Consider the following 21,399-nt stretch of genomic DNA (forward strand, 5'->3'; position numbering starts at 1 on the left):
GCACAGTTCGTGCGCCTCGCATAATCACCGCGCCAAAGGGCGAATTCCGTCCCAACTCACCTCCGTGCAACAACGCCCTTCCGCGAAGGTACGTTGCAGATAATCGCGGGGATCGCTCGCATAGCCGGCGAATAGTTCGCGGTAGGACCGCGCGACTCGGGCCGGCGTCTCGAGCAGTCCTTCGCGTTCTGGATCATCCCCGGCCCACTCAATGAGCGTTCGGACTGCGGCCTCGGCGTCAGCCTGAGTTGGTTTAGCCATTTGAACCTTTCTAAATCATCGGCGGCATCGCCAATGTAGCGCGATGTCCTCTCGACCGGGAAAACGTCTGATCGCAAGCGTTGAACGGCGCTCGCAGTTAAGCTGGTGTCGATTTGCATTTCAAGGAGGGGCTCGCCCATTGCATGATTCCAACGGGTTGGCTGGGGCTGAGCTGCCGGAGCGGCATGAGGCGAGCCGACCGCGCCGCGCAGGCCGGCGACAGAGCGTCGTCGGCGAGCGGCAGTGCGACGACGCGGCCGGCGCCCTTGGCGCGCAGTTTCGGCGCGACGGCGCGCAGCTCCGGGCGCAGAAGCGTCGTGGCGGCGACCGCGACCGGCCGCTCCCATCCGAGGCGCTCGGCGAGCGCCACATCGGCCGCCCACCAGGCGAGGATTTCCGCTTCGGCGCGCCGTGTCGCGGGCAGCGACCGCGCCAGCGCGACGCCGGCGGGCGGCCCGCGCGCGGCGTCGGCGGCTAGAGCCGCCGTGTCCCGCCTCGCCGGGCGCCCGGCGCAGGCGAGATGCTCGGGGTCGCGCAAGGCGGCCTCGTCCTCGCGCAAGCGCAACGTCGACGCGGACGCCGCCGTGGCGCGCAGTGCGCCGGCGAAGGGCGGCGCGTTCCGCGAGACCTGATCTACGAACGCCAAGCCGACGCCGGCGGAGAATTGTGCGCCCCCGGCGCGAGCCGCGCCCAGCTGTCGATTTGCATTTCAAGGCGGGACTCGCCCATTGAATGATTTCAATGAGATGGCTGAGCCTGAAGTGCCTACCCAGGCAATTCAATCGAGACTGGCACAAACATTTTGGGCACTCAAAATGGAACTCGTCGACCGGTTGATCGACCGAGGCATTTTCGAGAGCGATGCCAGCTTCGCCCAAGAAAATTCGCGCGCTGCCTTACCCTTTCAATCGAGACTTAGCCCGCTAAAGTCTCACATGAAATGCCCGAGTTCGACGCCGTATCCCAAAGTCTCATTTTGAACCGCCAATCGACAGGAGCGGTGATTTCCGTATGATCTGCCTGAGAGAATCGAGATCGATAGGCTTCACGAGATGGTAATCGATGCCCGCCTCGGCGGAACGCTCGTAGTCTTTCGACTGGCCGAATCCCGTCGTAGCGACAAGCAGAGACTTTGATGTCGCTTCGAGGCGACGCAACCGTCGCGCCAGTTCGTAACCGTCCATATCCGGCAGGCCAACGTCCAGCAACACGATGTCGGGCGCGTGTTCGGCGGCGCTCTCCAGGGCGCTGCGCCCGTCGCACGCAATTGCAACGCTGTGACCTTCCATTTCCAACAGCATCTTCATGCTGTCGAGCACATCACGATAGTCATCGACCAGCAGGATGGTTCGTCCTGCCGTAGGGAGGTCAGGACTCTCGTCGACCGCCATGACAACGCCAGCCGATTCGGCGAGAGGCAGCGTCACGAGGAATTCCGCGCCTTTTCCCAAACCGTCGCTGCGAGCCTTCACAGCGCCGCCGTGCAGCTCGGCGAGACGTCGCACCAGCGTGAGACCGAGCCCCAAGCCGGCGATATGATTTCGACCCGACGGCTCGACCCGCGAGAAGACGTCGAAGATGCGGGTCAGGGATTCGGGAGACAGGCCGATTCCATTGTCCTTGATCGATACGAGGCCGTCGTGACCGTCTCGACTCAGGGAAACGCGAATGCGTCCATTCTCGTGGGTGTATTTGGCGGCGTTATCGAGAAGGTTCGAGAAGATCTGAACGAGGCGGACATCGTCGCCCTCGACCTCCAGCGTCGCGCAGCTCTGCTCGACCTCGAGCTCGTGGCGGTGCTCCTTGATCGTGAAATCGACATTGGCGATCGCGGCGTCGACGATGTCGCGCAGCTCGACGCGCTTTTTCGTCAACTCCATCTGTCCCGAGCTTATCTTGGCCACGTCCAGCAGTTCGTCGACGAGGCGGGTCAGATGCAAAACTTGCCGCTCTGCAATTTCACGAATTCGTCGAAGCTCGGAATGGTCGGGAAGCAGCTTTGCGAAAAGCACCATGGTGTTGCGCAAAGGCGCCAGCGGATTGCGAAGTTCGTGACCGAGTATGGCCAAAAATTCGTCTTTGCGCTGGCTCGCGCGGCGCAACACTTCCGCCTCCTGCTGCGCGAGCTCCTTGGCCCTTCGGTCCGTGACGTCGGCGCTCATGCCCACCCAGCCGCGCAACTTGCCGGCTCCGTCGCGCAAGGGCACGACTCGCGAATGCACAAAGCGCCAGCCGCCGCTCGCATATCGTAGGCGGAACTCGGCGTTGAGCGGCGTTTGTGTGGAGATGCAATTTTGCCAGCTTGTCGAGACTTGGTCGCGGTCGTCGGGGTGTACCGCATCGACCCAACCCATTCCGCGCATTTGCTCCGGCGCTTGTCCAGTGAATTCGCGCCAGCTCGGCGAGTCCTCGACGACTTTGCCCTCGGCGTCGGTGGACCAGACCGCCTGGGCGGAGGCGGCGACGAGGGCGCGGAATTTCTCTTCGCTGTTGCGAGCCGTGAGCTCGGCGTCCTTCAGCTGCGTGATCTCCACCAGCGTGATCACCACGCCTTGAATCTGATCGGAAGACGACCGGTAAGGAACGATCCGCGTCAGATACCACTCGCCGCTCTCGCTCTGGATTTCCCGCTGGATCGGCACAAATCGTCCGAGGACGGCCAGCGCGTCCTCTTGGAGCTGGCCGTATCCGACGCGGTGGCGCAGTTCCGTGATGGGGCGGCCGCTATCGCTGGCCCGGACATTGAACAGATCGCGCGCGCGCGGCGTCACTCGCAGGATTCGTAGCTCTCGATCGAGAAACAACGTGGCGATTTCCGTCGCCGCCATCAGGTTTTGAAGATCGCCGGTGAGCTGGCTCAGCTCCTCGACCTTGTGCCGATTCTCTTGATTGACGGTCTGCAGCTCCTCGTTCATGGACTGCAGCTCTTCCTTGCTGGTCTCCAGCTCCTCCATCGTGGAGCGCAGCTCCTCATTGATGGACTGCAACTCCTCATTGCCCGCCCGCATTTCCTCCTGTGAGGTTTCGTATTGCTCGATGACGGCGCGCAGACGCTCCCTGGTCGCGTCCAGCTCCGCCCGCGCCTCGGCCGCCTCCGGGCCGAGAGGAACGGACGGCGCGCTGTCGAACGCCTCATATTCATCGAAGATCACGAGATGCAGACTACCCAGCTCGGCGTCTTTCGACGGCCGCACATGGACGACGACTTGCGTCGGTTTGCCGTCCAGCTCGATCGCGACAGGGCGGGAGTGGATGCTCTCGCCATTCCGGGCCGCCGCGTGCAAGGCCGCCCGCAGCTCGACTCGCAGCTCCTCGCGCGCAAGGCGAAAGACACTGGCCGAGAGTTCGCCTCCAGGAACCTGCAAATATCGCCCGACGTGCTCGGAGGCGTGAACGATGCGGAAGTCCTGATCGACGAGCAGGCTCGGCGGCGCATAGCGCTCGACCATTTTCTGGTGCAGGGCGCCGTAACTGAGGGTGGGCTCCAAACGCAGGCTCGGGGCATCGAAGCGGCCGAGGCGGCCGAGCGTCTGGGGAAACACCGGCAATCGGGGCTCCGGCGCGGGCACGTTGCGACGCACGAAGACGCCGTGCTGCTTGCTCTTGGGCTGGAACAAGGCCGTCCGATCGATCGACTCGGAGGGGCCGAGCAGAAGCAATCCCTCTGGATTGAGAGCATAATGAAACAGGTCGATGACGTCGTTTTGCAATTCGCGCTGAAGGTAGATCAGGAGATTGCGGCAGATGATCAGGTCGAGGCGGGAAAAGGGGGGATCGCGAAGGAGATTATGATTTGCGAACACCACGATTTCGCGCACGTCCTTGCGGATGCGGTAGTTGGTGTCTTCTCGCACGAAAAACCGTTCGAGGCGTTCCGGGGAGACTTCAGCCTCGATCGAGTCCGCATATTCTCCTTCTCGCGCCCGGCGCAGCGAGGGCTCATGCAGGTCGCTGGCGAAGATCTCGATCTTCGGCGCAGCCGTCACTCGTCCAGCCTGTTCGAGCATCAGCATGGCGACGCTATAGGCTTCTTCGCCCGTCGCGCATCCGACCGACCAGACGCGGATCGTTTCCAAGCTGGTCTTGCCCTCGAACAATCGCGGAACAATCTCCTTTTCGAGATAGTCGTAGACCTCGGCGTCGCGGAAGAACCTCGTGACAGTGATCAGGAACTCCTCGGCCAGCAATTGCGCCTCGGTCGCGTCACCACGTAAGAAATCCAGATAATCTTCCAGCAGCTCTTTTTGATTCAACTGCATGCGCCGCCGAATGCGGCGCAGCACAGTCGACCTCTTATATTTGGAAAAGTCTAAATTGGTCCGCGTCCGAACTTCCGCCAGAACGCTCTGCAAGAGCTGATGATCGCGCGCGGGCGCCCCTTCCGGCGGTTCCGCGATTTCAATGCGAGGCCGGGTCGTCGCGAAGCGCACCATGCGCCACTGCATGTCCTCGAGCGGCAGCACAAAATCGACAAGCCCGGTCGCAATGGCGTTCCGAGGCATGGAGTCGAACTGCGATTCCTTAGGGTCCTGCGCGATCGTGAGGCCGCCGTGCTCCTTGATCTTCCTGAGGCCGAAGCTGCCGTCCGCGCCGGTTCCCGACAGAATGACGCCGACGCAGCGGTCGCCTTGAGCTTTCGCCAAGGTTTCGAAGAAATGGTCGATCGGCGCCCGCTCTTCGCGACGCTCCTCGATTTTCGAGAGGCGCAGGTGACTGTCGATCGTGGAAAGATTGTAGCCCGGCGGGATGACGTAAACGTGGTTCGGCTCGACCTCCAAATCTTCGGCCACCTGCGAGACAGGCATCGAGGAAAAGGGCAGCAATATCTCGGCCAGCAGGCTCGGTTGGCTAACCTGCAGGTGAACGACAATGACAAAAACAAAGCCGCTGTCGCTCGGCAGGGTGGGCAGCAGAGTCTTGAGCGCCTCGAGCCCGCCGGCCGAAGCGCCAATTCCCACGATCATCGGGGGCGAAGATTCCGTTTGTGGCATCGGTCCCCGCCAGACCGCCCGCCGAAACCCAGCGCGGCCTTCAAGAGATATCTGTTCCCCAGGCGGGACGCTGGTCAACCGGAAAAGACCTCGACCGTCGCGTTCTGGTCGAGGTGGGGACGTCCGCACTGGGGTCGATTCTGTTGAAAAAGCTCGGCGGTTGCCGGGCGTCGAGGCTCAAAATTCACCTTCCCTGTTGATTTGCGGGGGACGCAGCGAGATGAGGCCACAGGCGGCGGCCGCACGGCGTTTCTATGATTTCTGCCTCGACAATCACTGTCAGCTCCCGCATTTCGGTAGGCGGCGGCTCGGACGCGGCGGCGCGCAGCACGCCCGCCGCGCGGATCGTGCCGGCGAAACGCGTCCGCGTGTCGGCCAGCAAGATCTCGCCAGCGAGCGACCAATGCGCTCCATTCCTCAAATGACAGCCCACGCCCTGTATCGCCCGCGTCCGGTCAACTCGCGAAGGTTCGACGAGAGTTCGCCGATCATCGTGGTCGCGGCTTGTTGAGAGAGCCGGAGTTCCTTGGCGGCAAAAGGGACGGTGACGACCGGAAAAGCCAGACACAAATCGACGAGTTGCGACAACCTCGAATGCGCTCTTCGGCCTTTGCATTTTCTAAGCAGGAGCTCCCGCGCGAGCGTCAATCTGTCGAGTTCCTTCGAGTCCGCCTTCGCCATAGTTTCGATCGCGTACGCGTACGCGAGCAATCGCGATTCAAAATCATCCCGCCCAACTCGGCGATATTTGGCCTGTCGAAATCCCGAATGAAGCGCGGTGAGATAGTGCCGGGTCTTTCCCCGGGAACGTAGCAAGGCCGCAGCGAGCAAGGGGCCCAGCCAAGCGCTGCGCTGTAACGGCTCGATCTCTTCCCAAGCGTCGAGCGCGACGCTTGCGGCCATCAAGGGCGGAAAGTTCTGAGTTCGGCCCAGACGCTCACGCCACTCCGCGAGGCGGGCCTCCTCGTCCCAATCTTCATCGTAAACCAAACCAGAGTCGTCCCGCTTCAGCGAAGCCGGCTCGGTTCGCTCTATCACACGTGACGTTCGCGCCAGCAATTCATCGATTTCGTCGAACTCTCCTGTACTGATCGTCTCGCCGTCTCCCTCATCCAACTCCTCTTCCGCCGCGTCTTTGCCAATGGTGCGCGAACCAGTGGTTGGCTCGCACACCGCGCCGTGCGGTCTCCATGCACCGCGCAGACTGGCGAGGCCATCGGTCGTCAACGCCCACGCCGGTTCGCGATCAGCTATGCGACGGCGCGTGACGAGAACGGCGTGGGCCCGCACGAGTTCGTGCGTGGGCGTGCGCACGTCCGTTCCGGCGTCATGAAGCACGAGGTCTTCGACCTGCACGAATTCGCCCGCGCGCCACAAGGCGGCGCAGGCGTCGTGGAAATGCGCGCGAAGAACGAACGCTTCGGCGACGGGACTGGAGCGAAGCCGCTCGTCGAAACGCGCGAGGGCGTCCGACGCGCTCTCGAAGGGCACTTGCAGGCGCTCGAATGAAACAGAGCTGGGAAGATCTAATCCCATTTTAATTCCGCGCGAATCAAGACAATTATCAATGTAAATGGGATTTAGCTTGAGTGATAGAAGGTGCCTTTTTCTCTCCGGGTGACCGGATCGAAAATGCGTCGCCGCGGTCGCCGAAAGCGAGCCTCAGAACGGTTCCGAAGGCGGGTTTTCTGTGCCCAAAATCGAAGAGAAAGCCCATTTTCCGGCGTTTTCGTCCAACCACTCCGAACGCTCGACCGCCCAATCCGGGGCTTCGGATGCGTTTTCAAACGACCGATTTGTAATGTCTTCCAATTCTGCAACATATGTTGCAGATTCTAGGTGTTTCGTGATATCAACCTGACAAATGCAACTGACGCCCGCGATCCAGGCCAAAAACCTCAGGGAACTCGTTCTCGCCGTCGCTCGCGACCGTGGGATTGCTCGTTCGCGGGATTTCGAAGCAGCAGGAATCCCGCGCATCTACCTTCAACGCCTCCGAGACGAGGGACTGCTCACGCAACCCGGACGGGGACTCTACGCACTCGCCAACAGCCAATTCAGCGCACACCATAGTCTCGCCGAGGCCGCCAAATCCGTTCCTTCCGGGGTCATCGGACTGCTGTCGGCCCTCCAGTATCATGAACTGACGACCCAGCTTCCGTCCCAGGTCTGGATGCTCCTGCCCTCAAAGGCATGGGCGCCGAGGCGACCGCCGGTCACACTGAAGATTCTTCGCGCCAGCGGTGAGGCGCTGAAAGCCGGAGTCGAGCAGCAGCTTGTCGATCGGGTGGTCGTCCCCATTACATCGCCAGCGAAAACAGTGGCCGACTGTTTCAAGTATCGCGGCAAAATCGGCCTCGACGTGGCTATCGAGGCGCTACGGGACTGCCTGACGAAAAAGCGGGCCACGCGCGACGAAATCTGGCGTTATGCCGCCATCGATCGCGTCCAGAATGTCATGCGACCCTATCTGGCGGCGCTTTCGTGACACGAGAGCCGCTCAAAAATCTCCGGGCCTCGTTACGAGACCGCCTGACCAAGCGTGCGCGGGCCGCCGGTGAGAATGTTCAGCTGATCCTCACCCGCTACGCGATCGAAAAGCTCCTGTATCGGTTGAGCGTTTCGGAGCATCGAGAACGGTTCATCCTGATAGGCCCTATCCCCTTCAGCCTGTGGGGGCTGACGCCTTATCGCGCGACCGGCGACATCGATCTTCTCGGCGCCGGCAACCCAGAGCGCCGCGGAACAACGCCGCCGATCGAAATTCCATTCGGACTTTCAGAGACCTTCGCCGCGGATCCGGTGCAGCAAACGCAGTGGCAAGCCTTCCTTCCGCGCACCGAGGTCGCGATGGCGCGGGGGCCGCTGAACCAAATTATCCCGTCGATCGCCGCATTTCTGATGCCGGTCTTTCTGGCCGCCGCTGACGGACAGACCAGTCTTGGAAAATGGCCAGTCGGCGGGCCTTGGGGAGATTGACCCATGCCCCTGATCGGCTACGCCCGCGTCTCGACCGAGGATCAGGTCACGGACGCGCAGACCGATGTGCTGAAGGCGGCCGGCTGCGTCGAGATTTTTCGCGAGCACATGTCGGGCGCCAAGGCCTCGCGGCCGGAACTGGCCAAGGCGCTGGCGCGGGTGCGCCGCGGCGACGTGCTGGTCGTCGCGCGGCTCGACCGTTTGGCCCGCTCGCTGTCGCATCTCCTCGCCGTGATCGCCGAGCTCGACGCCAAGGGCGCGCATTTCAAATCGCTCGCCGATCCCATCGACACGACGACGCCGCAGGGCCGTTTCGCCTTGCAGGTTCTCGGCGCCGTGGCGGAATTGGAACGCGCCCTGATCCAAGAGCGCACCAAAGACGGCTTGCGCGCCGCCAAAAAGCGCGGCCGCATCGGCGGCAATCCAAAACTGCGGGCTGGCGACCGCGACGCCATCCAGCGCATCGTCGACGCCAAGGCGGCGAATTATTTCGAGCGCGTCAATCGAACGGCCGAACATTGGCTACCGGTCGTCCGGCAAATGCGCCCGGATCACCGCTGGCAGGATGTCGTGCGCGTGCTCAACGCCAAGCGCGATGGCGTCAGCGGCGCTCCCCTGCCCCAATGGACCGTCGAGCGCCTGAAGCGCGCAGTCAAATGTTTCGTCGCCGAGGGTTTGATCGAGCCCCGCCTCCTCCATCAAGCCGCCAGCCGAAAGGTCAGCAGCGAGCGCCTGGTAACGCTCGTCGCCGGGATTAAACGGGCCAATCCGGATCTGACGCTCGCGCAAATCGGCGCGCAGCTCGAGGCCATGTATGAGCGCACGCCGCGCGGCGGAACGCGCTGGGCGCCCTCCTCCGTCAAAAGCCTGCTCGATCGCGCCGAAAAGCTCCGATTGCTCGACGCCGAAAAGCTGTGAGCGAGCGGACCGCCGAGGCTCGTCCGGAAACACACCTCGCGTCACCCCGTTCTCTTGCGCTCTCGCGCCGCCTTCGCGGCCTTGCCGCGCAACAGGGCCATCAGCACGGGCCCGAGCGAGAACTCCCCCGCCCTCGCCTTTTCAGTCAGAACGCGGAGATAACCGCCGGCGCTTTTGATTTCCTCGCCGCGCTGCAGGATCGCGGCGATGACGATCGCGGCGTCATGCTCGCCCAAGACGTCCAAGGCCTGCGACCAGGCGTCTGGCGACACGCCGAGCGCCGAGCGCACCGTCGCCGCCGCCGCCGCTAAGTCTCTCCAGGATGAAATCTCGCCACTCGGGCCGTAATCGACGATGTCTGGACAGGCCTCCAGCACCATTCCGAGCGGATAGGCTCGATGCGCTGGCTTGGGATCGGCAGTCCGAGAGCGTTCTGGGGATGCTTCCGGCGCTCGCTGGATCGGCCCCCTCCCCTGTTCGAGATTTAGCTCGGATGGATCGGCCCTGCCTTCTTGAAGGCTAGGATCAAGATCAGAAGAGTTTGTTGTTTGATTCTGTATGTGACGCTCAATATGAGACTCATTGCCGCTCATATTTTGAGCTTTTATGTGCGTTTCCAGCGTCTTGTGGATTTCGGCCGCCTGCGCGGCGAGTTCGCCAGCCAAAGCCTCCAGATCGGCACGCGAAAGCCCCCGCCCGTAGCACGCCGAGAGCGTCGCGTAATGTTGGTGCGCGTCGTCCCAGTCGCCCGAAACGCCCTCCCCCAATCCTGTCTCGATCATCTTGACGATATCTCGCCGGGTGAGGGTGATCTTTTCGCGCAGCAGCGCGATCGCACGGTTTTCGGCCCGCACCTCCTCGGCGAGGTTCTCGATTTCGCTCGAACGCGCGACGAGCGGCGCGAGGTCGAAGCCGAAAGCGTCCTCTATGGCTCCCCCCTGCCCTTTTCGGGCGAAGCGTTTGCCGTTCGGAGAGTCACGGCGGATTATCAGGCCGGCGTCGACCAGGCAGGCGAGATGCCGCCGCAACGTCGCCGGAGCCATGCCATGGGCGCGGATCGAGAGTTCCTTATTCGAGGGAAACACGACGATGCCGCCGCTGGCGGAACCCGCTTCGGCAGACGTCGAATGTTTCTCCGGCAAAGAGAGCGCTGTCTCCTGGTGAAAGCTCAGCAGCGCGTGCAATACGGATAGCGCTCGGTCGGTGACGCCGAGCAACTCTTTGGCTTCGGTGAGCGCGCGAAACAATCGCCATTTGTGGACGACGGTTTCGGATGCGCCCGGCTTGGCGGCGAAATTTTCGGTCGCGGTCTGGCTCGCCACCATGGCGAGCGACAGCTGCCGCCGCCCGAAGGGCGTCGTTGGACGTGTCTGCATGATCCTTTGCCTCGCTCAGGCAAAAGAAATCCGCTCGCCGAAACGACGTCAGTCTCTCACGAGACGCTTGACAGTGATTCGCGGAAGTGAGAATCTCGGCTTGCTACAGAACGAGAAGGGCTTCCGGGACTTGGTTTCGGGGGCCTTTTTCTTTTGCGTCTAGGTTGCTTCCTCTAAATTGCGCTCAAATTGGCCTTACTCCATCGGGCATTTCTCGAGCATGGGTCCGCTTTCAGGCCTCCTCTTCTCTCGCGAGAAATCGTTCCACGATGTGTGGAATTTCTCCTCTCAAAAATTCTGAGAACGCCTCAGAGTGTTCGCGAGCAAGGCTAAATCTGATGTCTCCACCTTTGAACGTCGCCTTGCCGATGGCCCTCCCAGACTTTGCGAGTAATTGAACATCCCGTCCTTGTTCGGCTGACGATGCCTTCAATGCTCCAAGCACGATTCGGAATCGGTCGTCAGATCGAGTCCCCAAGACCTTGTCAGCTGCCAAGGTTTTTTCGATTTTGGCCAAACCGCTCGGATCCGCTGTCAAAGCTGCCGCAAGCTCGACCCACCTAGGTCGTCCTACTTTTGGAGCTCGGCCGATCGCCTCAAGAATCCCTTCCGGGATAGCCCGACAAACAGAGCGGAACCGCGCAAGCTCAGGGTCGTCAATACCCAAAGCAGCTCGAATATCCCTAGCCTTGATCCCAGCGGCATCCATGCGCCAAGCGAAAAGAGCTCGTTCAATCCACGTCAAATCCTGTCGCGCCGCATTCTCGATTCCCTGCGCGACAACAAGTTCGCTGTCCGAATAGTCCACGATCATGCATTTGAGGGGACGGCCGAGTTCTTTGGCTGCCCGCCACCGCCTATGCCCATAGACAACCTGATAGCGCCCGGGGGAACCGGGGTGGCGCCGGACTTGAATGGGGATCTTCTGACCCTCATCCTCGATTTGTCTTTTGAACGTTTCAAAGTCCTCCTCAGAGTCGTCTGGGAGCCGGTCTGGAAATGGCGAAGGTTCGATTAGATCAGGATCGACCTCTAGTCCGCTGCCACTCTCAAGTTGAGCGCGTAGCCGGTCCCGTTCCTCCCTAATGTCGGTGAGGGTTCTTTGGGTCGCGCCTATAACACCCGCACCCACACGCGCTACGGTCCTGCCGCCGACGCTGGACTCCTCGGTGCTGCCTGCAGATGATCCTGGCTGATCGCTTAAGAGGGAGCCGAAATTTGCGATGATAGATTTTCGTGGTTCGCGCTTGGTCATGCCGCTCGTCCCCAGCTCTCCGTAATCAGCCCAAGGATCCGCTCATTCACCGCGTCGATCGATTCGCGCGCTCGGTGAAATGTATCTCGTCTTATCTGCCCTGGCTCCAGTTCATAGAGGCTGCGCTTCGCTAGTCCCGCAGCCTCGACCGCTGTGCTTTCAATCGCTGTCGGAACAAGCACGTCGCTGCCAAAGAGATGCCGAAGCATCGTCACAACTTCTGTTTGCGGTAGATCATTTGGATTATGACGCGTGATCAAGTAACGGAAAAAATCCTGGCGAAGGGTCGCGCCTGCGTCGCGAATAACGATCGCAAGATCCCCCATCATCAGAAGGAACTGGCTCATGGACGCGACATCCAACATCGCGGGATGGACCGTTACGATCATCCCCGTCGCTGCATAAATCGCTCCCAGAGTTAAAAAGCCTAGCGATGGCGGCGTATCCAGGATCACGACGTCGTAATCGTCTTCAACTTCCGCGATCGCAGAGCGAAGACGCTCAAAAAATACTGTGCCAAAGTTGCCCGTTTTCTCTGCTAGCACCCGAGGCGTGTCATGCTCATATTCCATGACCTCGATGTTGCCAGGAACCAGATCAATACCGGAAAAGTAGGTCTTTCGAGCGATTTCGCGTAGGGGTCGACGTCGCTCGTCGTAACGTAGCGCTGCATAGACCGTTTCGTTTTCGCCAACATCTACTTCGGGCTGGGCACCGAACATTGCAGATAAAGAGGCCTGCGGATCGAGATCAATTGCAAGGACCCTGTAGCCTTGGAGCGCCAAGTAATGAGCGAGGTGCACACTGGTTGTGGTCTTTGCACTCCCTCCTTTAAAATTCGCGATAGCCAAAATTTGAAGGTGATCGCCGATACGGCGGCGGGGTAGAAACCGCAAAGCGTCCGCAGGCTTTTGGTGCGCGAATAGCTGCCGCAGCTCATTGATCTGAGCGAGAGTATAGGCACGATGGTTGTTATCGAGACGGGCGGGCGCGGGGCCCTTTCCCTCAATCGACATCGTTCGCAAAGTGGATTCAGGGATCGATGTGAGTTTGGATACCTCATTCGTCATGAAGTACCGGAGGCCTTTTTCTGCACTAGGTGGGTACATGCGTTCGCGCACATCTTGAAGATGTGTAGATAAAATCTCGGCGTGATGCACAATCTTGTCGACTGCGTCTTCGCCGGCTACGCTGGCCGAGGTCAAAGCTGTCATCAACGTTCCAGCATTCCTGTGACGGTCAGAGGGCGCTTTGACGCCCCTAGAGCGTCAGACATAGCCACGATTCTCCAAACACGTCCAGCGATTTTGAGTTAACGGAATGCTAATCGACGCCCCGCCGATGAGAACAAGGAGTTTTGCCCGTAACTTAGTCCCGAACGAACCCTATCTATCCAAGGGGACACAGAACGCCCACAGCCCGCAGATTAATCCGCGACGACCTCGATGATTCCCGATGTCGAAAGGGGAGGGGAGGGGAGGGGAAGCGCCGGTCCAGAAGTCGGGCGGCCGAAAATATCATCCATCACGCGATGACGCGGGGTGAGGATCCTGACGCCCTTATTCGTGCCGAGGTCGACGACGCCTCTCCTTCGAAATCCATCGCCGTCACCGCCCACGAGACGCGCCCAGCCCGCTGAAATATCGTACGCTTCAACCGTAGTCTCACGGGTTTTTACGGTTCAGCTCAGCCGCGTGCGACCGCCGAACTATCGACGCGCGGCAATTCGGCATGATGCCACCTAGCGCATTTCACCCAGGTCATAATGGACCGACTGGACATACGGGCGTGATTATTGAATAATCCACCCCATCACACTCAGAACCCATGGCTCGAAAAGTGGCGCAGCGACCCGCCGTCCCCGACATCATCGACGGCAAAGCCGTTCAGAGCCTCGTCGAGGCGCATGCCGTTCGCGGTGCGACCGTCCTCGGCCAGAAGGGCGGATGGGCCGTCCTTGTACGCTACGGCATCCTCGAGCGCGCCATCGCCGCCCAGCGCGCTCGCAAACCCCGCCTCTGGCGTAACCTCGCCACGGCGGCAGCCTTTGTGCGTGACGAGCTCGGCGTCGTGCGTTTCGAGGTGGACGCGCAAGCCTATGAACCAGACCCCGGCGCACGCCGACGCCCCGACCAGGCCGAACGGTTACGCAAGCAGCGCGAGGCGGCGGAGCACGACATGTGGTTTCGTACCGAGGTGCAGAACACTCTCGACAGGATCGACGCCGGCAAGATCGGACTCCTAGACGAAGACTCATGGGCGAAACGGGCGGCCGAAAAACGCGCCGAGATTGCGCGTCGGGCCGCCGAACACAACGGTTAGCGCGTGCGCCTGTTTCGCCGCGACAGCTACGGTGAAGACCTAGACCGTATCGTCGAGCACATCGCGAAGGACAAGCCGAGAGCCGCGCTCGCGATGTGGGATGAAATCGAGTCTCAAGTCGAACGCTTACGAAAGTTTCCGAATTCCGGGCGGCCCGGCCGCCTGAGCGGCACACGCGAGCTGCTCGTACCACGCACGCCATTTATCGTCGTCTATCGCGTCGCCGAGACACACGTAGAGCTGGTCCGCGTACTGCACGGCGCGCAACAGTGGCCGAAGTCATGAAATGGTTCGAACGTCTATCAACGGTTGGCCCTTGAGCCGATGAGCCAACGGGCGAGTCGGCGGATAGCCCGACAGTCTCATCCCCTGAGACGAGCCATCTCCGCCTGAGTTAGCCCGGCATACTTGCGAAGCTCGCGCAGATCTACAGGAGCGCAAACAACCGACAAACCAGCGCCCTTTACGTGCGCCAGCGCTTCGCCTCCGGATTTCAGGGCCGCCGCTCACGGCCTGCCGCCTCAGTGTAAAGTCGACCTCTTCGCAAGCCCCGCTGAATCTGAAGCCCGGGCGCGCTTGCAAGCAAGAACCACGGCATGGATCGACTTCTCGGCGGTGAGCGTCATCTCTCGCATTCGATCGAGGGTCTCGGCAAAATCCTTCTCATTCGCCGCCTTCGTAGGATCTCCCGTCACCTCTTCGATGGCCACGAACATCGCCCGGAGCGTGGAGAGCACGGTCATCGCGTCAACGGCCCGTTCCGACAGATCCAATTCCTCGGCGCCCCCGAACAGCCCCTCCGCGAATCCATCCAGCTCCTGCCGTCGCATGGTCGCCAGCGACATGATTTCCTCTCTATTCGCCCGTGACTGCACTCGCTTCAGCCGGAACGGATCGCTACGTTCCTGATGCCTCGTCAATCGGTTCCACAGACCCATGACGAGCGCGCCGATGAGTTCGTTCGCTTCGTCGATCGAGTCGAACGGAGGCAGTTCACCACCCCACAGGCTCTTCACGGTCTCGATTGGCGACTTCGAGGAAGGGCTGGCGATGTTGCCGAGGAGCCGCGCACGGACTTCGTGGAATGGCACGGGACACTGGTAACGATCGAGCAACGCCAGCACTTGGGCGTCGGTCGCCGTGGGCGAATTGGGCCGTTTTGCCACGTCGTTCCTCTGAGCGGGATGGTGTCGCGCCGAATGACGATAGCGTGGGAAGACATGTGCGTCCATCGCAGGTCGGCGAACGCGTTTTTATGACCGTTTAAACATGCATCCGAAGGCCAAAGTTCACCGCCGCGACATAGGTGACGAGGGGGGGAATGGCCGGAAAGATAGGCCTTTTCGTCGATTTGCGACCCGAAAGCTCGTCTCTGGCGCCGTTCCGAGGCTTGCTTTCGGCTGTCGTGGCGCCGGATTTCGATCCGGTCGGCGAAAGGAAAATAAATATCTTCTGTCACTCAAGTCAAATTGGATATGCCTTGATATATATTGTGAATTGCACGGAATTAAAATGGGCTTAGGTCTTCCCGCCTCTGTTTCGTTCGAGCGCCTGCAAGCGCCCTTCGAGAGCGCGTCGGACGCCCCCGCCGGTTTCGACGAGCGGCTTCGTTTCAGTCCCGTCGCCGAAGCATCCGTTCTTCGCGCAAAAGATCGACCAACGGGTCGGAGCGGGGGCAGGGCCCCCTCACCGATGCAGTAAGGGGCGGATCTTGTCGGCGTGCGCGTTACGGGCATGTGCCGAGTCTTGACGCCGATCGCGGCGAAATGCACTTGAGTGGGCCGAGCGGCGCCGGCCAGGAGGGCGCACCGCCGGAAGATTTCAAACTCTGTCCGCTGATCGGGGCCACGCGCCCCAAGGGACCGGAAGCGAAGCCGACCGCCCGAGATACCGCGGCCGCCGCTTGACCCCTCGCCGCAGCACCACTTTTCCTGAAACGACCAGGCCCACGAGGCTGCAAACGCTCTTGCCGATATCGATACCCAAAACGGAAATTGTCGTCCGCATGACCCACTCCTCCAGTTTGAGCCTCCGGCGAGCCTACGACGCCGGAAGAGGGGCGGGCCATTCCATAAAACTGTTCGAACGCGTGATCGCGTCCGGCAATCACTTGCTGACGCAGGTGAAGGACAATCAACAAGGCCTGCGTCGCCTGCTCGAGCTCGGCGCGGCAGGCCGCAAGCCGAGCGGCTCTGCGACGAGCCGGTCGAAAGGCCGCAATCGCTGAGAGACGCGCAAGCTGACCGTCTTTCCGGCGAAGGCGTGGTTCCGCCATACGGCGTGGGAGCCGTTCATCAAGACCGTGCCGCGATTGGAGCGCACAGTCTGCCGACGCTGTCCCGCGACCGGTCTCCTGAAGCAGACCACCGAGACCGTCTATTGGGTGTCCTCGGCGACCGGCCCGACGCCCGAGCGCTGGAACGAATGGATCAGAGGCCATTGGCGCATCGAGAACGGCAGCCATTATGTGCGCGACGTGGCGTTCGCGGAGGACGCTTCGCGCATTCGCAAGAACCCGGACATCGTCGCGCGGTTACGCTCCTTCGCCTATAATCTCCTGCGCGCCGACGGTTGCGACAACATCAAGAACGCCAGATGGCGCGCCGCTCTCGATATCCGAGCGGCCCTCGAAATGGCGGGAGCTCGTTAAGAACTGCACAGCCCTGGGCCACCCCCTCAGGTCGTGCTGAAAGCAAATCACCATGGCGACAATAAGCAAGCCCAATGCGGCCAAGCCGCCCGCCAGTTTCATGGGATTTTCACCTGTCCATTGACCATCCGGCATCTTTGTGGACGTGTTGCCAAGGATGATCAAATACGACGATGTACCGGTTCTACGCTGGCTGATGACAAATCAATTAGCTGGGCACCCTATACCGATCTGGCGATCGAAGGGCGATTCAGATGGAAGATGGAATGCCAACACGAAAATCCCTCTTCGGGGAAGCGTTCAGGCTGGGAATAACACACCTGTTCCTGGCGGCGCTATTCTATGGCGTAGCTGCATATTTTTCCGGAGCGGAATTGAAGGAAGATAGCTCGAAGAGCTTTGTCGGTCATTCCGGCATGGTAAATCTCGTGTCAGGACCCCTGTCATTTTCGATAATGTCGATCGCAGTCTGGTATCTGCGCGGAGATAGAATGATCTATAATGTAATCATGTGCTTCCTTATATCCGCGTTCGTTTCCGTTGCAGATTTTTTTCTCACAATGGAATTTTACAAGACTTTCTATGTAGCGGATAATCTGAACTTTTCCGTCGGCGACAACATAAAAGAACTGTTTATGTGCTGGGCAGTGTACTTTGGCTGGTCCATCGTGTTTCTGACGCTTCTCTACAGCTTCGATGTCAGGGACCGCGAACGCCGATTGGCTGCGGTTCGGGAAGAGGCCCTTTCCGCGCAAATGAGGGCGCTGCGCTATCAGGTAAATCCGCATTTCCTTTTCAATACGCTCAATTCGATCGCGGGACTGATTGAAGAAGGCTCCGCGACACGCGCCGAGCGCATGGTGCTGTCGCTGTCGACGTTCCTGCGCACAACGCTGACGCTGGACCCGTTCCACGATGTCCGGCTGTCCGAGGAACTGACGTTGCAGGAGGAATATCTGGAGATTGAGCATGAGCGTTTCTCGGACCGGATGACCTTCCATATCGACATCCCGGATGATGTGCGTCACGCGCTGGTGCCCAGTCTGATCCTCCAGCCCCTGATTGAAAATGCAATCAAGCATGGCGTTGGCGCGATGGCCGGCAAGGTCAGTATTTCGCTTTCCGCTCGTCGTGAGACCGACCGGCTGCGCGTGATCGTCGAGAACGACATGCCGATGGAAACGGTCGGGCCAAAGCCCGCTGGCATGGGGGTCGGGCTGAAGAATGTCGCCGACCGCCTTCGAGCGCGGTTTCAGGATGACGGGCGATTTTCGGCCGGTCCTGCCGCACCGGGTGTCTATCGGGCGGCATTGGATATGCCGTGGAGGACGGAATGACCGAACTGACGGTTCTTGTAGTCGATGATGAGCCGCTGGCCCGGCGCCGGCTGACACGGCTTGTTGAACAAGCTCGACTTGGGTAAGTCATGTCGATGAGGCTGGCGGATATCATGAAGGCCCGCGCGCTCGTAGATGAGCGCGCGCCGGACATCCTCTTGCTCGACACCCAGATGCCGGGCGGCACCGGGTTCGAATTGCTCGATGGTCTTACGGATGCTTTGCCGGCGGTCGTGTTTGTCACGGCGTTCGACCACTAAGGTGCCCAAAAATGGCGTCACCGTCTCTGATCGAGTCGAAGAAACCAGCAAGGCCGCAGGCACCGATCATGTGCCGAGGTGAGAGCCCGTTTCCCGGTCTTCGGCGGCGTTGCAAAACCGTCACCCGCGCTTTGCGCCGCAGTTCCAGCCGCATCCGCTGAGCATTTGCCTTCAACTATGCCGTGGCTCGCTCGATCGCCATCGCGGCGCTTACTTGACATAACGAATATCCGCGACGAGTTCCCAGCAATCTTTGGTCGGGTCAAGAAGCAATCGGCCATCGACTCGCCTTCCCCGACGGTAAGCTTTGCCGTCGAGGTCGTACGCCGTCCCCAAAATCTCCTCGCCCACATACGGTCCTCGGTAATGCACACGCGTCCACTCGACGGAAATCTGATTGCTCTGGTTCTGGTCGAACTCCATCATCACATATTCTTCTTTGTCGCCGGGCTTCGCCGGGACGGTCGTTTTCCAATAGAAATCGAACATCTGGATCGGAAATTTGTCGTAGCTCTCTTTCGGAATCGCGCTCTTCCTCGTCTCGTTCTTTTTGCCGCGTTCCTCATAATCGATCTGAGGCGCGGCGTATTTTTTTCGCACGGCTGCCGACCGGATCATCGTGGTGAACAACTCTTTATAACTCCGAGACTGGCACGCGAGCGCAGCCTGTTCGAGTTCATGCTGTTCGAGTTCAGCAATTGGATTTTCGGCGCCGCCCCATGCCGGCACGGCTGACAGAATTTGAGGCAGCGTCAGAGCGACCAAAAGTCGGCTGATGAACGAAGTCGAAGAGAAGGTGCACATTGTTCGCACTCATGTCAGATCCTGCTTGCCAGTCGAAACTATCGTCGGTGCGGGTCGAAGTTGAGCATAAAAGCGAACCGGTACTTCATGTATGTTGACCGCGTGCGGCGTCGGGAATAGCCACGGATCGAATGGCTCGACGCGAGGACTGGCGATGTCTCGAAGACGATGGCGGCAAATCGCCACGGTCGGCTTTCTAGCCTGTTCATATTGCCTTTGGCCGTCTGCGCTCGGCTTTGCAGGACCAGGCGGCTGCGATAAAGCAGCTCGCGACTATCTCACCGAATATTGTACGGAAATCGCGCCGGAGGATCAGGTCAGCAACAAGGGGGAAGCCTTGTCCGACGCGGTCGCCATTCTCCAGCAGGACCGCTTCAACGTCCATGTAAGAGGTCTGCGCCGGAACGGCGACAGCGTCGACGCTTATTTTGCGGGGACGACGCACTGCGTCGAGATCGCCGGCGCCGTATTGACGATCGACAAGGAAACGAGCGCGGCCATCGTTGACGGCAATCCGTCGCTGCTGCTGGACGTCTACCGCCACAAGAGCAACGGACGGTTGGAATTCTCTGTCGGAGTCTCGGACGAGGCCCCGCCCGAGGGAATTGATGCTGCGGAAACGCTGCGCCCGTTGCACGAGATTCCCCTACAATATCATGGAAAATGGGCCTATTCGGCCCATAATTGCACCGGGGGAGAAACGACCGCCGTGCTCGCAATCGATTCCAAAGGTCTGCATCAGTCGGAAGGGGAAATGATCGCTCTCGGGGTTCTCCCTATGGGGAGCTCGCGCCGCACGATTATTATCAACACTCGAAATTCGGCCGGCGGAGGAAAATGGGATTCTACGGAAGAGTTCACCCTTTCGTCCGATAGCGCCGTTCTCGAATGGCGGACGGTGCGGCCCTATCCGTCGGCGGTCTCGCGATTGGTCCGCTGTCGATAAAGCAGCGTATGAAGCAGCGCCACAAGTGGAAAAGTCTCTTGGGAGACACGGGATGATATCGATACGAAAACTTTTTCTATGCCGCTTTGTCGTCGGCGTCTTCAGCCTTGCGGCCGGGGGCGCAATGGCGGCCGGGCGCGATACCGTTCGCATGCCGCATTTCACGGCGCGACTGGTCGATGTCCATGAGGTCCCCGGCAAGGGAGTCGAATGGCTCGAGATCGAGTTCGCTTCCGGCGCGATCTCACAGGTGGAGACGGCGCTGATCCGCATCGATCCATGGACCTGCGAGCGATCCGCGTATCTGTCCGACGCCAGGGCCCGCAGGTTCGTGGCGAAGCGCTGTGTCCCGGGAGGCGGCGCCACGAGCGCTTCGAAGGGTTGGGACGTCAAGCTCGACGCCGACGGACGGCAGACCTACCGAATTCCCATCGCTCTTTCGCCCGAGGCGGCGCCCGAGCCGCCATTCGATATCGAGGTCCCCATAAGTTACGCCTTGAGCGGCGAGGAAGATGCGCCTCCGAAGGAAACGGCCGCGGTGCTGGCGTTTCGCTGGGCGGGCCGGCAATGAGAAACGCCGGCGCGGGCGCTTGCACGCTGCGGCCGGCCTCTATCCGATTCAGCCAGCCGTTTCCCTCAGCCGGCGCGTATGGGCGCAGTGGCGGATATTGTCCCGCTCCGAGAAGCGAGGCGCGACCCTCCGAAATTCTCCCGTCGTATTGGGCATGAGACGGTTCATTTGCAAAGTTTCAATGTGACGCGCTCACGGCCGGCTTCCTCGATCACGAGCGTTTTCTTCTCGTCCGAGAGGCTGAGCTGATAGAAATGGCTTTCGCTTTGCCGAAGCGGGCGCAGTTCGACGAGCATTTCGGCGGCGTTCCGCTCCCTCTCGGACGAAATGACGATTTTGCGCTTCTCGGCCAGAGCGGCTTCTACGTCTCGCGGCGTCGACGTCTTTGGCGCTCGGACATAAGCGCTGGCGACGACGAGCGGGCCGGATTTGGTGGAGATGCGATCGGCGGCGATCCAGACGAATCCGTTGGGGCTCCGGTCCGGGAGCGAGGTTGAGCGCTGCGCCTCGCCACAGATTTCCGGACGCATGGCCCAGGCGCCGAGGAAGCCCGGCAAGATACCGGCCGCATCCAGAGGCGCATAGGCTTTGCGCGCGCCCCAGGCGCCGGCGACCACTATGCCGCTTTCGTCCACAGTCACGCTGGACGACGCGGCGTAAGCGGGTGAGGCCGTCATGAGGACGACGACGAGAACTTGCTTCGGCCTATCCGACATCGAGATACTCCTT

20 protein-coding genes and 1 pseudogene are annotated in these 21,399 nt (G+C 60.6%); 11 read left to right on the top strand and 10 right to left on the bottom strand.

Annotation, left to right across the window (positions count from 1 at the left end; translation table 11 throughout):
* Positions 1-84 precede the first annotated feature (84 nt).
* The 4 genes and pseudogenes from Mspo_RS10105 to Mspo_RS10125 all read right to left on the bottom strand — a co-directional run.
* Positions 85-261: pseudogene (locus Mspo_RS10105) on the bottom strand (GTP cyclohydrolase I); the annotation flags it as partial.
* Positions 262-358: 97 nt separating this feature from the next.
* Complete coding sequence (locus Mspo_RS10110; RefSeq protein ID WP_159729356.1) at positions 359-907, bottom strand: DUF1403 family protein; 549 nt, start codon at positions 905-907, stop codon at positions 359-361.
* Between the two features lie 325 nt (positions 908-1,232).
* Positions 1,233-5,225, bottom strand: coding sequence for a chemotaxis protein CheB (locus Mspo_RS10115; protein WP_159729358.1), 3,993 nt, complete (start codon positions 5,223-5,225; stop codon positions 1,233-1,235).
* Between the two features lie 444 nt (positions 5,226-5,669).
* On the bottom strand, positions 5,670-6,788 hold the full coding sequence (locus Mspo_RS10125) for an RHE_PE00001 family protein (protein WP_159729362.1): 1,119 nt from the start codon (positions 6,786-6,788) through the stop codon (positions 5,670-5,672).
* 328 nt (positions 6,789-7,116) lie between these two features.
* On the opposite strand from Mspo_RS10125, the gene Mspo_RS10130 reads away from it, so the two are divergent.
* The 3 genes from Mspo_RS10130 to Mspo_RS10140 are packed head-to-tail and all read left to right on the top strand — an operon-like array spanning position 7,117 to position 9,149.
* Positions 7,117-7,740, top strand: coding sequence for a type IV toxin-antitoxin system AbiEi family antitoxin domain-containing protein (locus Mspo_RS10130; protein WP_159729364.1), 624 nt, complete (start codon positions 7,117-7,119; stop codon positions 7,738-7,740).
* Positions 7,737-8,231, top strand: coding sequence for a nucleotidyl transferase AbiEii/AbiGii toxin family protein (locus tag Mspo_RS10135; protein WP_201281674.1), 495 nt, complete (start codon positions 7,737-7,739; stop codon positions 8,229-8,231). Before Mspo_RS10130 ends, Mspo_RS10135 begins: the two co-directional genes overlap by 4 nt.
* 3 nt (positions 8,232-8,234) lie before the next feature.
* The gene (locus Mspo_RS10140; RefSeq protein WP_159729366.1) at positions 8,235-9,149 is read left to right on the top strand and encodes a recombinase family protein; all 915 of its coding nucleotides are present in this window, start codon (positions 8,235-8,237) and stop codon (positions 9,147-9,149) included.
* A gap of 41 nt (positions 9,150-9,190) precedes the next feature.
* Here the strand turns inward: Mspo_RS10140 and repC are convergent, their stop codons facing one another.
* The 3 genes from repC to repA all read right to left on the bottom strand — a co-directional run bounded on the left by repC (position 9,191) and on the right by repA (position 12,994).
* Positions 9,191-10,525: a plasmid replication protein RepC gene (repC, locus tag Mspo_RS10145; protein WP_159729368.1), complete on the bottom strand. Its 1,335-nt coding sequence runs from the start codon at positions 10,523-10,525 to the stop codon at positions 9,191-9,193.
* A gap of 232 nt (positions 10,526-10,757) precedes the next feature.
* A complete protein-coding gene (gene repB, locus Mspo_RS10150) occupies positions 10,758-11,780 on the bottom strand; it encodes a plasmid partitioning protein RepB (protein ID WP_036288779.1) in 1,023 nt (340 codons plus the stop codon).
* Positions 11,777-12,994 (bottom strand): plasmid partitioning protein RepA, encoded by a 1,218-nt coding sequence (gene repA, locus Mspo_RS10155; protein ID WP_036288781.1) that lies wholly within the window; start codon positions 12,992-12,994, stop codon positions 11,777-11,779. Before repA ends, repB begins: the two co-directional genes overlap by 4 nt.
* Before the next feature lie 625 nt (positions 12,995-13,619).
* Between repA and Mspo_RS10160 the strand changes: the two genes are divergently transcribed.
* Together Mspo_RS10160 and Mspo_RS10165 are read left to right on the top strand one after the other, a co-directional pair.
* Entirely contained in the window at positions 13,620-14,102 is a 483-nt protein-coding gene (locus Mspo_RS10160; RefSeq protein WP_244613311.1) for a hypothetical protein, read from the top strand.
* A gap of 3 nt (positions 14,103-14,105) precedes the next feature.
* The gene (locus tag Mspo_RS10165; RefSeq protein WP_036288787.1) at positions 14,106-14,387 is read left to right on the top strand and encodes a type II toxin-antitoxin system RelE/ParE family toxin; all 282 of its coding nucleotides are present in this window, start codon (positions 14,106-14,108) and stop codon (positions 14,385-14,387) included.
* Between the two features lie 236 nt (positions 14,388-14,623).
* On the opposite strand, the gene Mspo_RS10170 is transcribed toward Mspo_RS10165, so the two are convergent.
* Positions 14,624-15,268 (bottom strand): hypothetical protein, encoded by a 645-nt coding sequence (locus Mspo_RS10170; RefSeq protein WP_159729370.1) that lies wholly within the window; start codon positions 15,266-15,268, stop codon positions 14,624-14,626.
* 923 nt (positions 15,269-16,191) lie between these two features.
* On the opposite strand from Mspo_RS10170, the gene Mspo_RS10180 reads away from it, so the two are divergent.
* From Mspo_RS10180 to Mspo_RS10195, 4 genes are all read left to right on the top strand, one after another.
* Positions 16,192-16,329 (top strand): hypothetical protein, encoded by a 138-nt coding sequence (locus Mspo_RS10180; RefSeq protein WP_159729374.1) that lies wholly within the window; start codon positions 16,192-16,194, stop codon positions 16,327-16,329.
* 84 nt (positions 16,330-16,413) lie between these two features.
* Positions 16,414-16,752 (top strand): hypothetical protein, encoded by a 339-nt coding sequence (locus Mspo_RS10185; protein WP_159729376.1) that lies wholly within the window; start codon positions 16,414-16,416, stop codon positions 16,750-16,752.
* A 254-nt stretch (positions 16,753-17,006) separates the two neighbouring features.
* Positions 17,007-18,089, top strand: a complete 1,083-nt coding sequence (locus Mspo_RS10190; RefSeq protein WP_201281675.1) for a sensor histidine kinase — start codon at positions 17,007-17,009, stop codon at positions 18,087-18,089.
* 89 nt (positions 18,090-18,178) lie between these two features.
* Positions 18,179-18,349, top strand: coding sequence for a response regulator (locus tag Mspo_RS10195; protein WP_210252808.1), 171 nt, complete (start codon positions 18,179-18,181; stop codon positions 18,347-18,349).
* A 210-nt stretch (positions 18,350-18,559) separates the two neighbouring features.
* On the opposite strand, the gene Mspo_RS10200 is transcribed toward Mspo_RS10195, so the two are convergent.
* Positions 18,560-19,153: a hypothetical protein gene (locus tag Mspo_RS10200; RefSeq protein ID WP_159729380.1), complete on the bottom strand. Its 594-nt coding sequence runs from the start codon at positions 19,151-19,153 to the stop codon at positions 18,560-18,562.
* A gap of 94 nt (positions 19,154-19,247) precedes the next feature.
* Here Mspo_RS10200 and Mspo_RS10205 point away from each other — a divergent pair, with 94 nt between their 5' ends.
* Together Mspo_RS10205 and Mspo_RS10210 are read left to right on the top strand one after the other, a co-directional pair.
* Complete coding sequence (locus Mspo_RS10205) at positions 19,248-20,099, top strand: hypothetical protein (protein WP_210252809.1); 852 nt, start codon at positions 19,248-19,250, stop codon at positions 20,097-20,099.
* A 124-nt stretch (positions 20,100-20,223) separates the two neighbouring features.
* Positions 20,224-20,670, top strand: a complete 447-nt coding sequence (locus Mspo_RS10210; RefSeq protein ID WP_024881887.1) for a hypothetical protein — start codon at positions 20,224-20,226, stop codon at positions 20,668-20,670.
* Between the two features lie 164 nt (positions 20,671-20,834).
* Here Mspo_RS10210 and Mspo_RS10215 read toward each other — a convergent pair whose 3' ends face one another.
* A complete protein-coding gene (locus Mspo_RS10215) occupies positions 20,835-21,386 on the bottom strand; it encodes a hypothetical protein (RefSeq protein WP_159729384.1) in 552 nt (183 codons plus the stop codon).
* Between the last annotated feature and the right edge of the window lie 13 nt (positions 21,387-21,399).

It is taken from the genome of Methylosinus sp. Ce-a6, from assembly GCF_009811655.1.
Classification (GTDB): Bacteria; Pseudomonadota; Alphaproteobacteria; order Rhizobiales; family Beijerinckiaceae; genus Methylosinus.

What these genes read in the sequence shown, in the direction of transcription:
- Mspo_RS10115 (WP_159729358.1), bottom strand. Translation starts at nt 5,225, where the DNA reads ATGATCGTGGGAATTGGCGCTTCGGCCGGCGGGCTCGAGGCGCTCAAG.
- Mspo_RS10125 (WP_159729362.1), bottom strand. Translation starts at nt 6,788, where the DNA reads ATGGGATTAGATCTTCCCAGCTCTGTTTCATTCGAGCGCCTGCAAGTG.
- Mspo_RS10130 (WP_159729364.1), top strand. Translation starts at nt 7,117, where the DNA reads ATGCAACTGACGCCCGCGATCCAGGCCAAAAACCTCAGGGAACTCGTT.
- Mspo_RS10140 (WP_159729366.1), top strand. Translation starts at nt 8,235, where the DNA reads ATGCCCCTGATCGGCTACGCCCGCGTCTCGACCGAGGATCAGGTCACG.
- repC (WP_159729368.1), bottom strand. Translation starts at nt 10,525, where the DNA reads ATGCAGACACGTCCAACGACGCCCTTCGGGCGGCGGCAGCTGTCGCTC.
- repB (WP_036288779.1), bottom strand. Translation starts at nt 11,780, where the DNA reads ATGACCAAGCGCGAACCACGAAAATCTATCATCGCAAATTTCGGCTCC.
- repA (WP_036288781.1), bottom strand. Translation starts at nt 12,994, where the DNA reads ATGACAGCTTTGACCTCGGCCAGCGTAGCCGGCGAAGACGCAGTCGAC.
- Mspo_RS10190 (WP_201281675.1), top strand. Translation starts at nt 17,007, where the DNA reads ATGGAAGATGGAATGCCAACACGAAAATCCCTCTTCGGGGAAGCGTTC.
- Mspo_RS10195 (WP_210252808.1), top strand. Translation starts at nt 18,179, where the DNA reads ATGTCGATGAGGCTGGCGGATATCATGAAGGCCCGCGCGCTCGTAGAT.
- Mspo_RS10200 (WP_159729380.1), bottom strand. Translation starts at nt 19,153, where the DNA reads ATGTGCACCTTCTCTTCGACTTCGTTCATCAGCCGACTTTTGGTCGCT.
- Mspo_RS10210 (WP_024881887.1), top strand. Translation starts at nt 20,224, where the DNA reads ATGGCGGCCGGGCGCGATACCGTTCGCATGCCGCATTTCACGGCGCGA.
- Mspo_RS10215 (WP_159729384.1), bottom strand. Translation starts at nt 21,386, where the DNA reads ATGTCGGATAGGCCGAAGCAAGTTCTCGTCGTCGTCCTCATGACGGCC.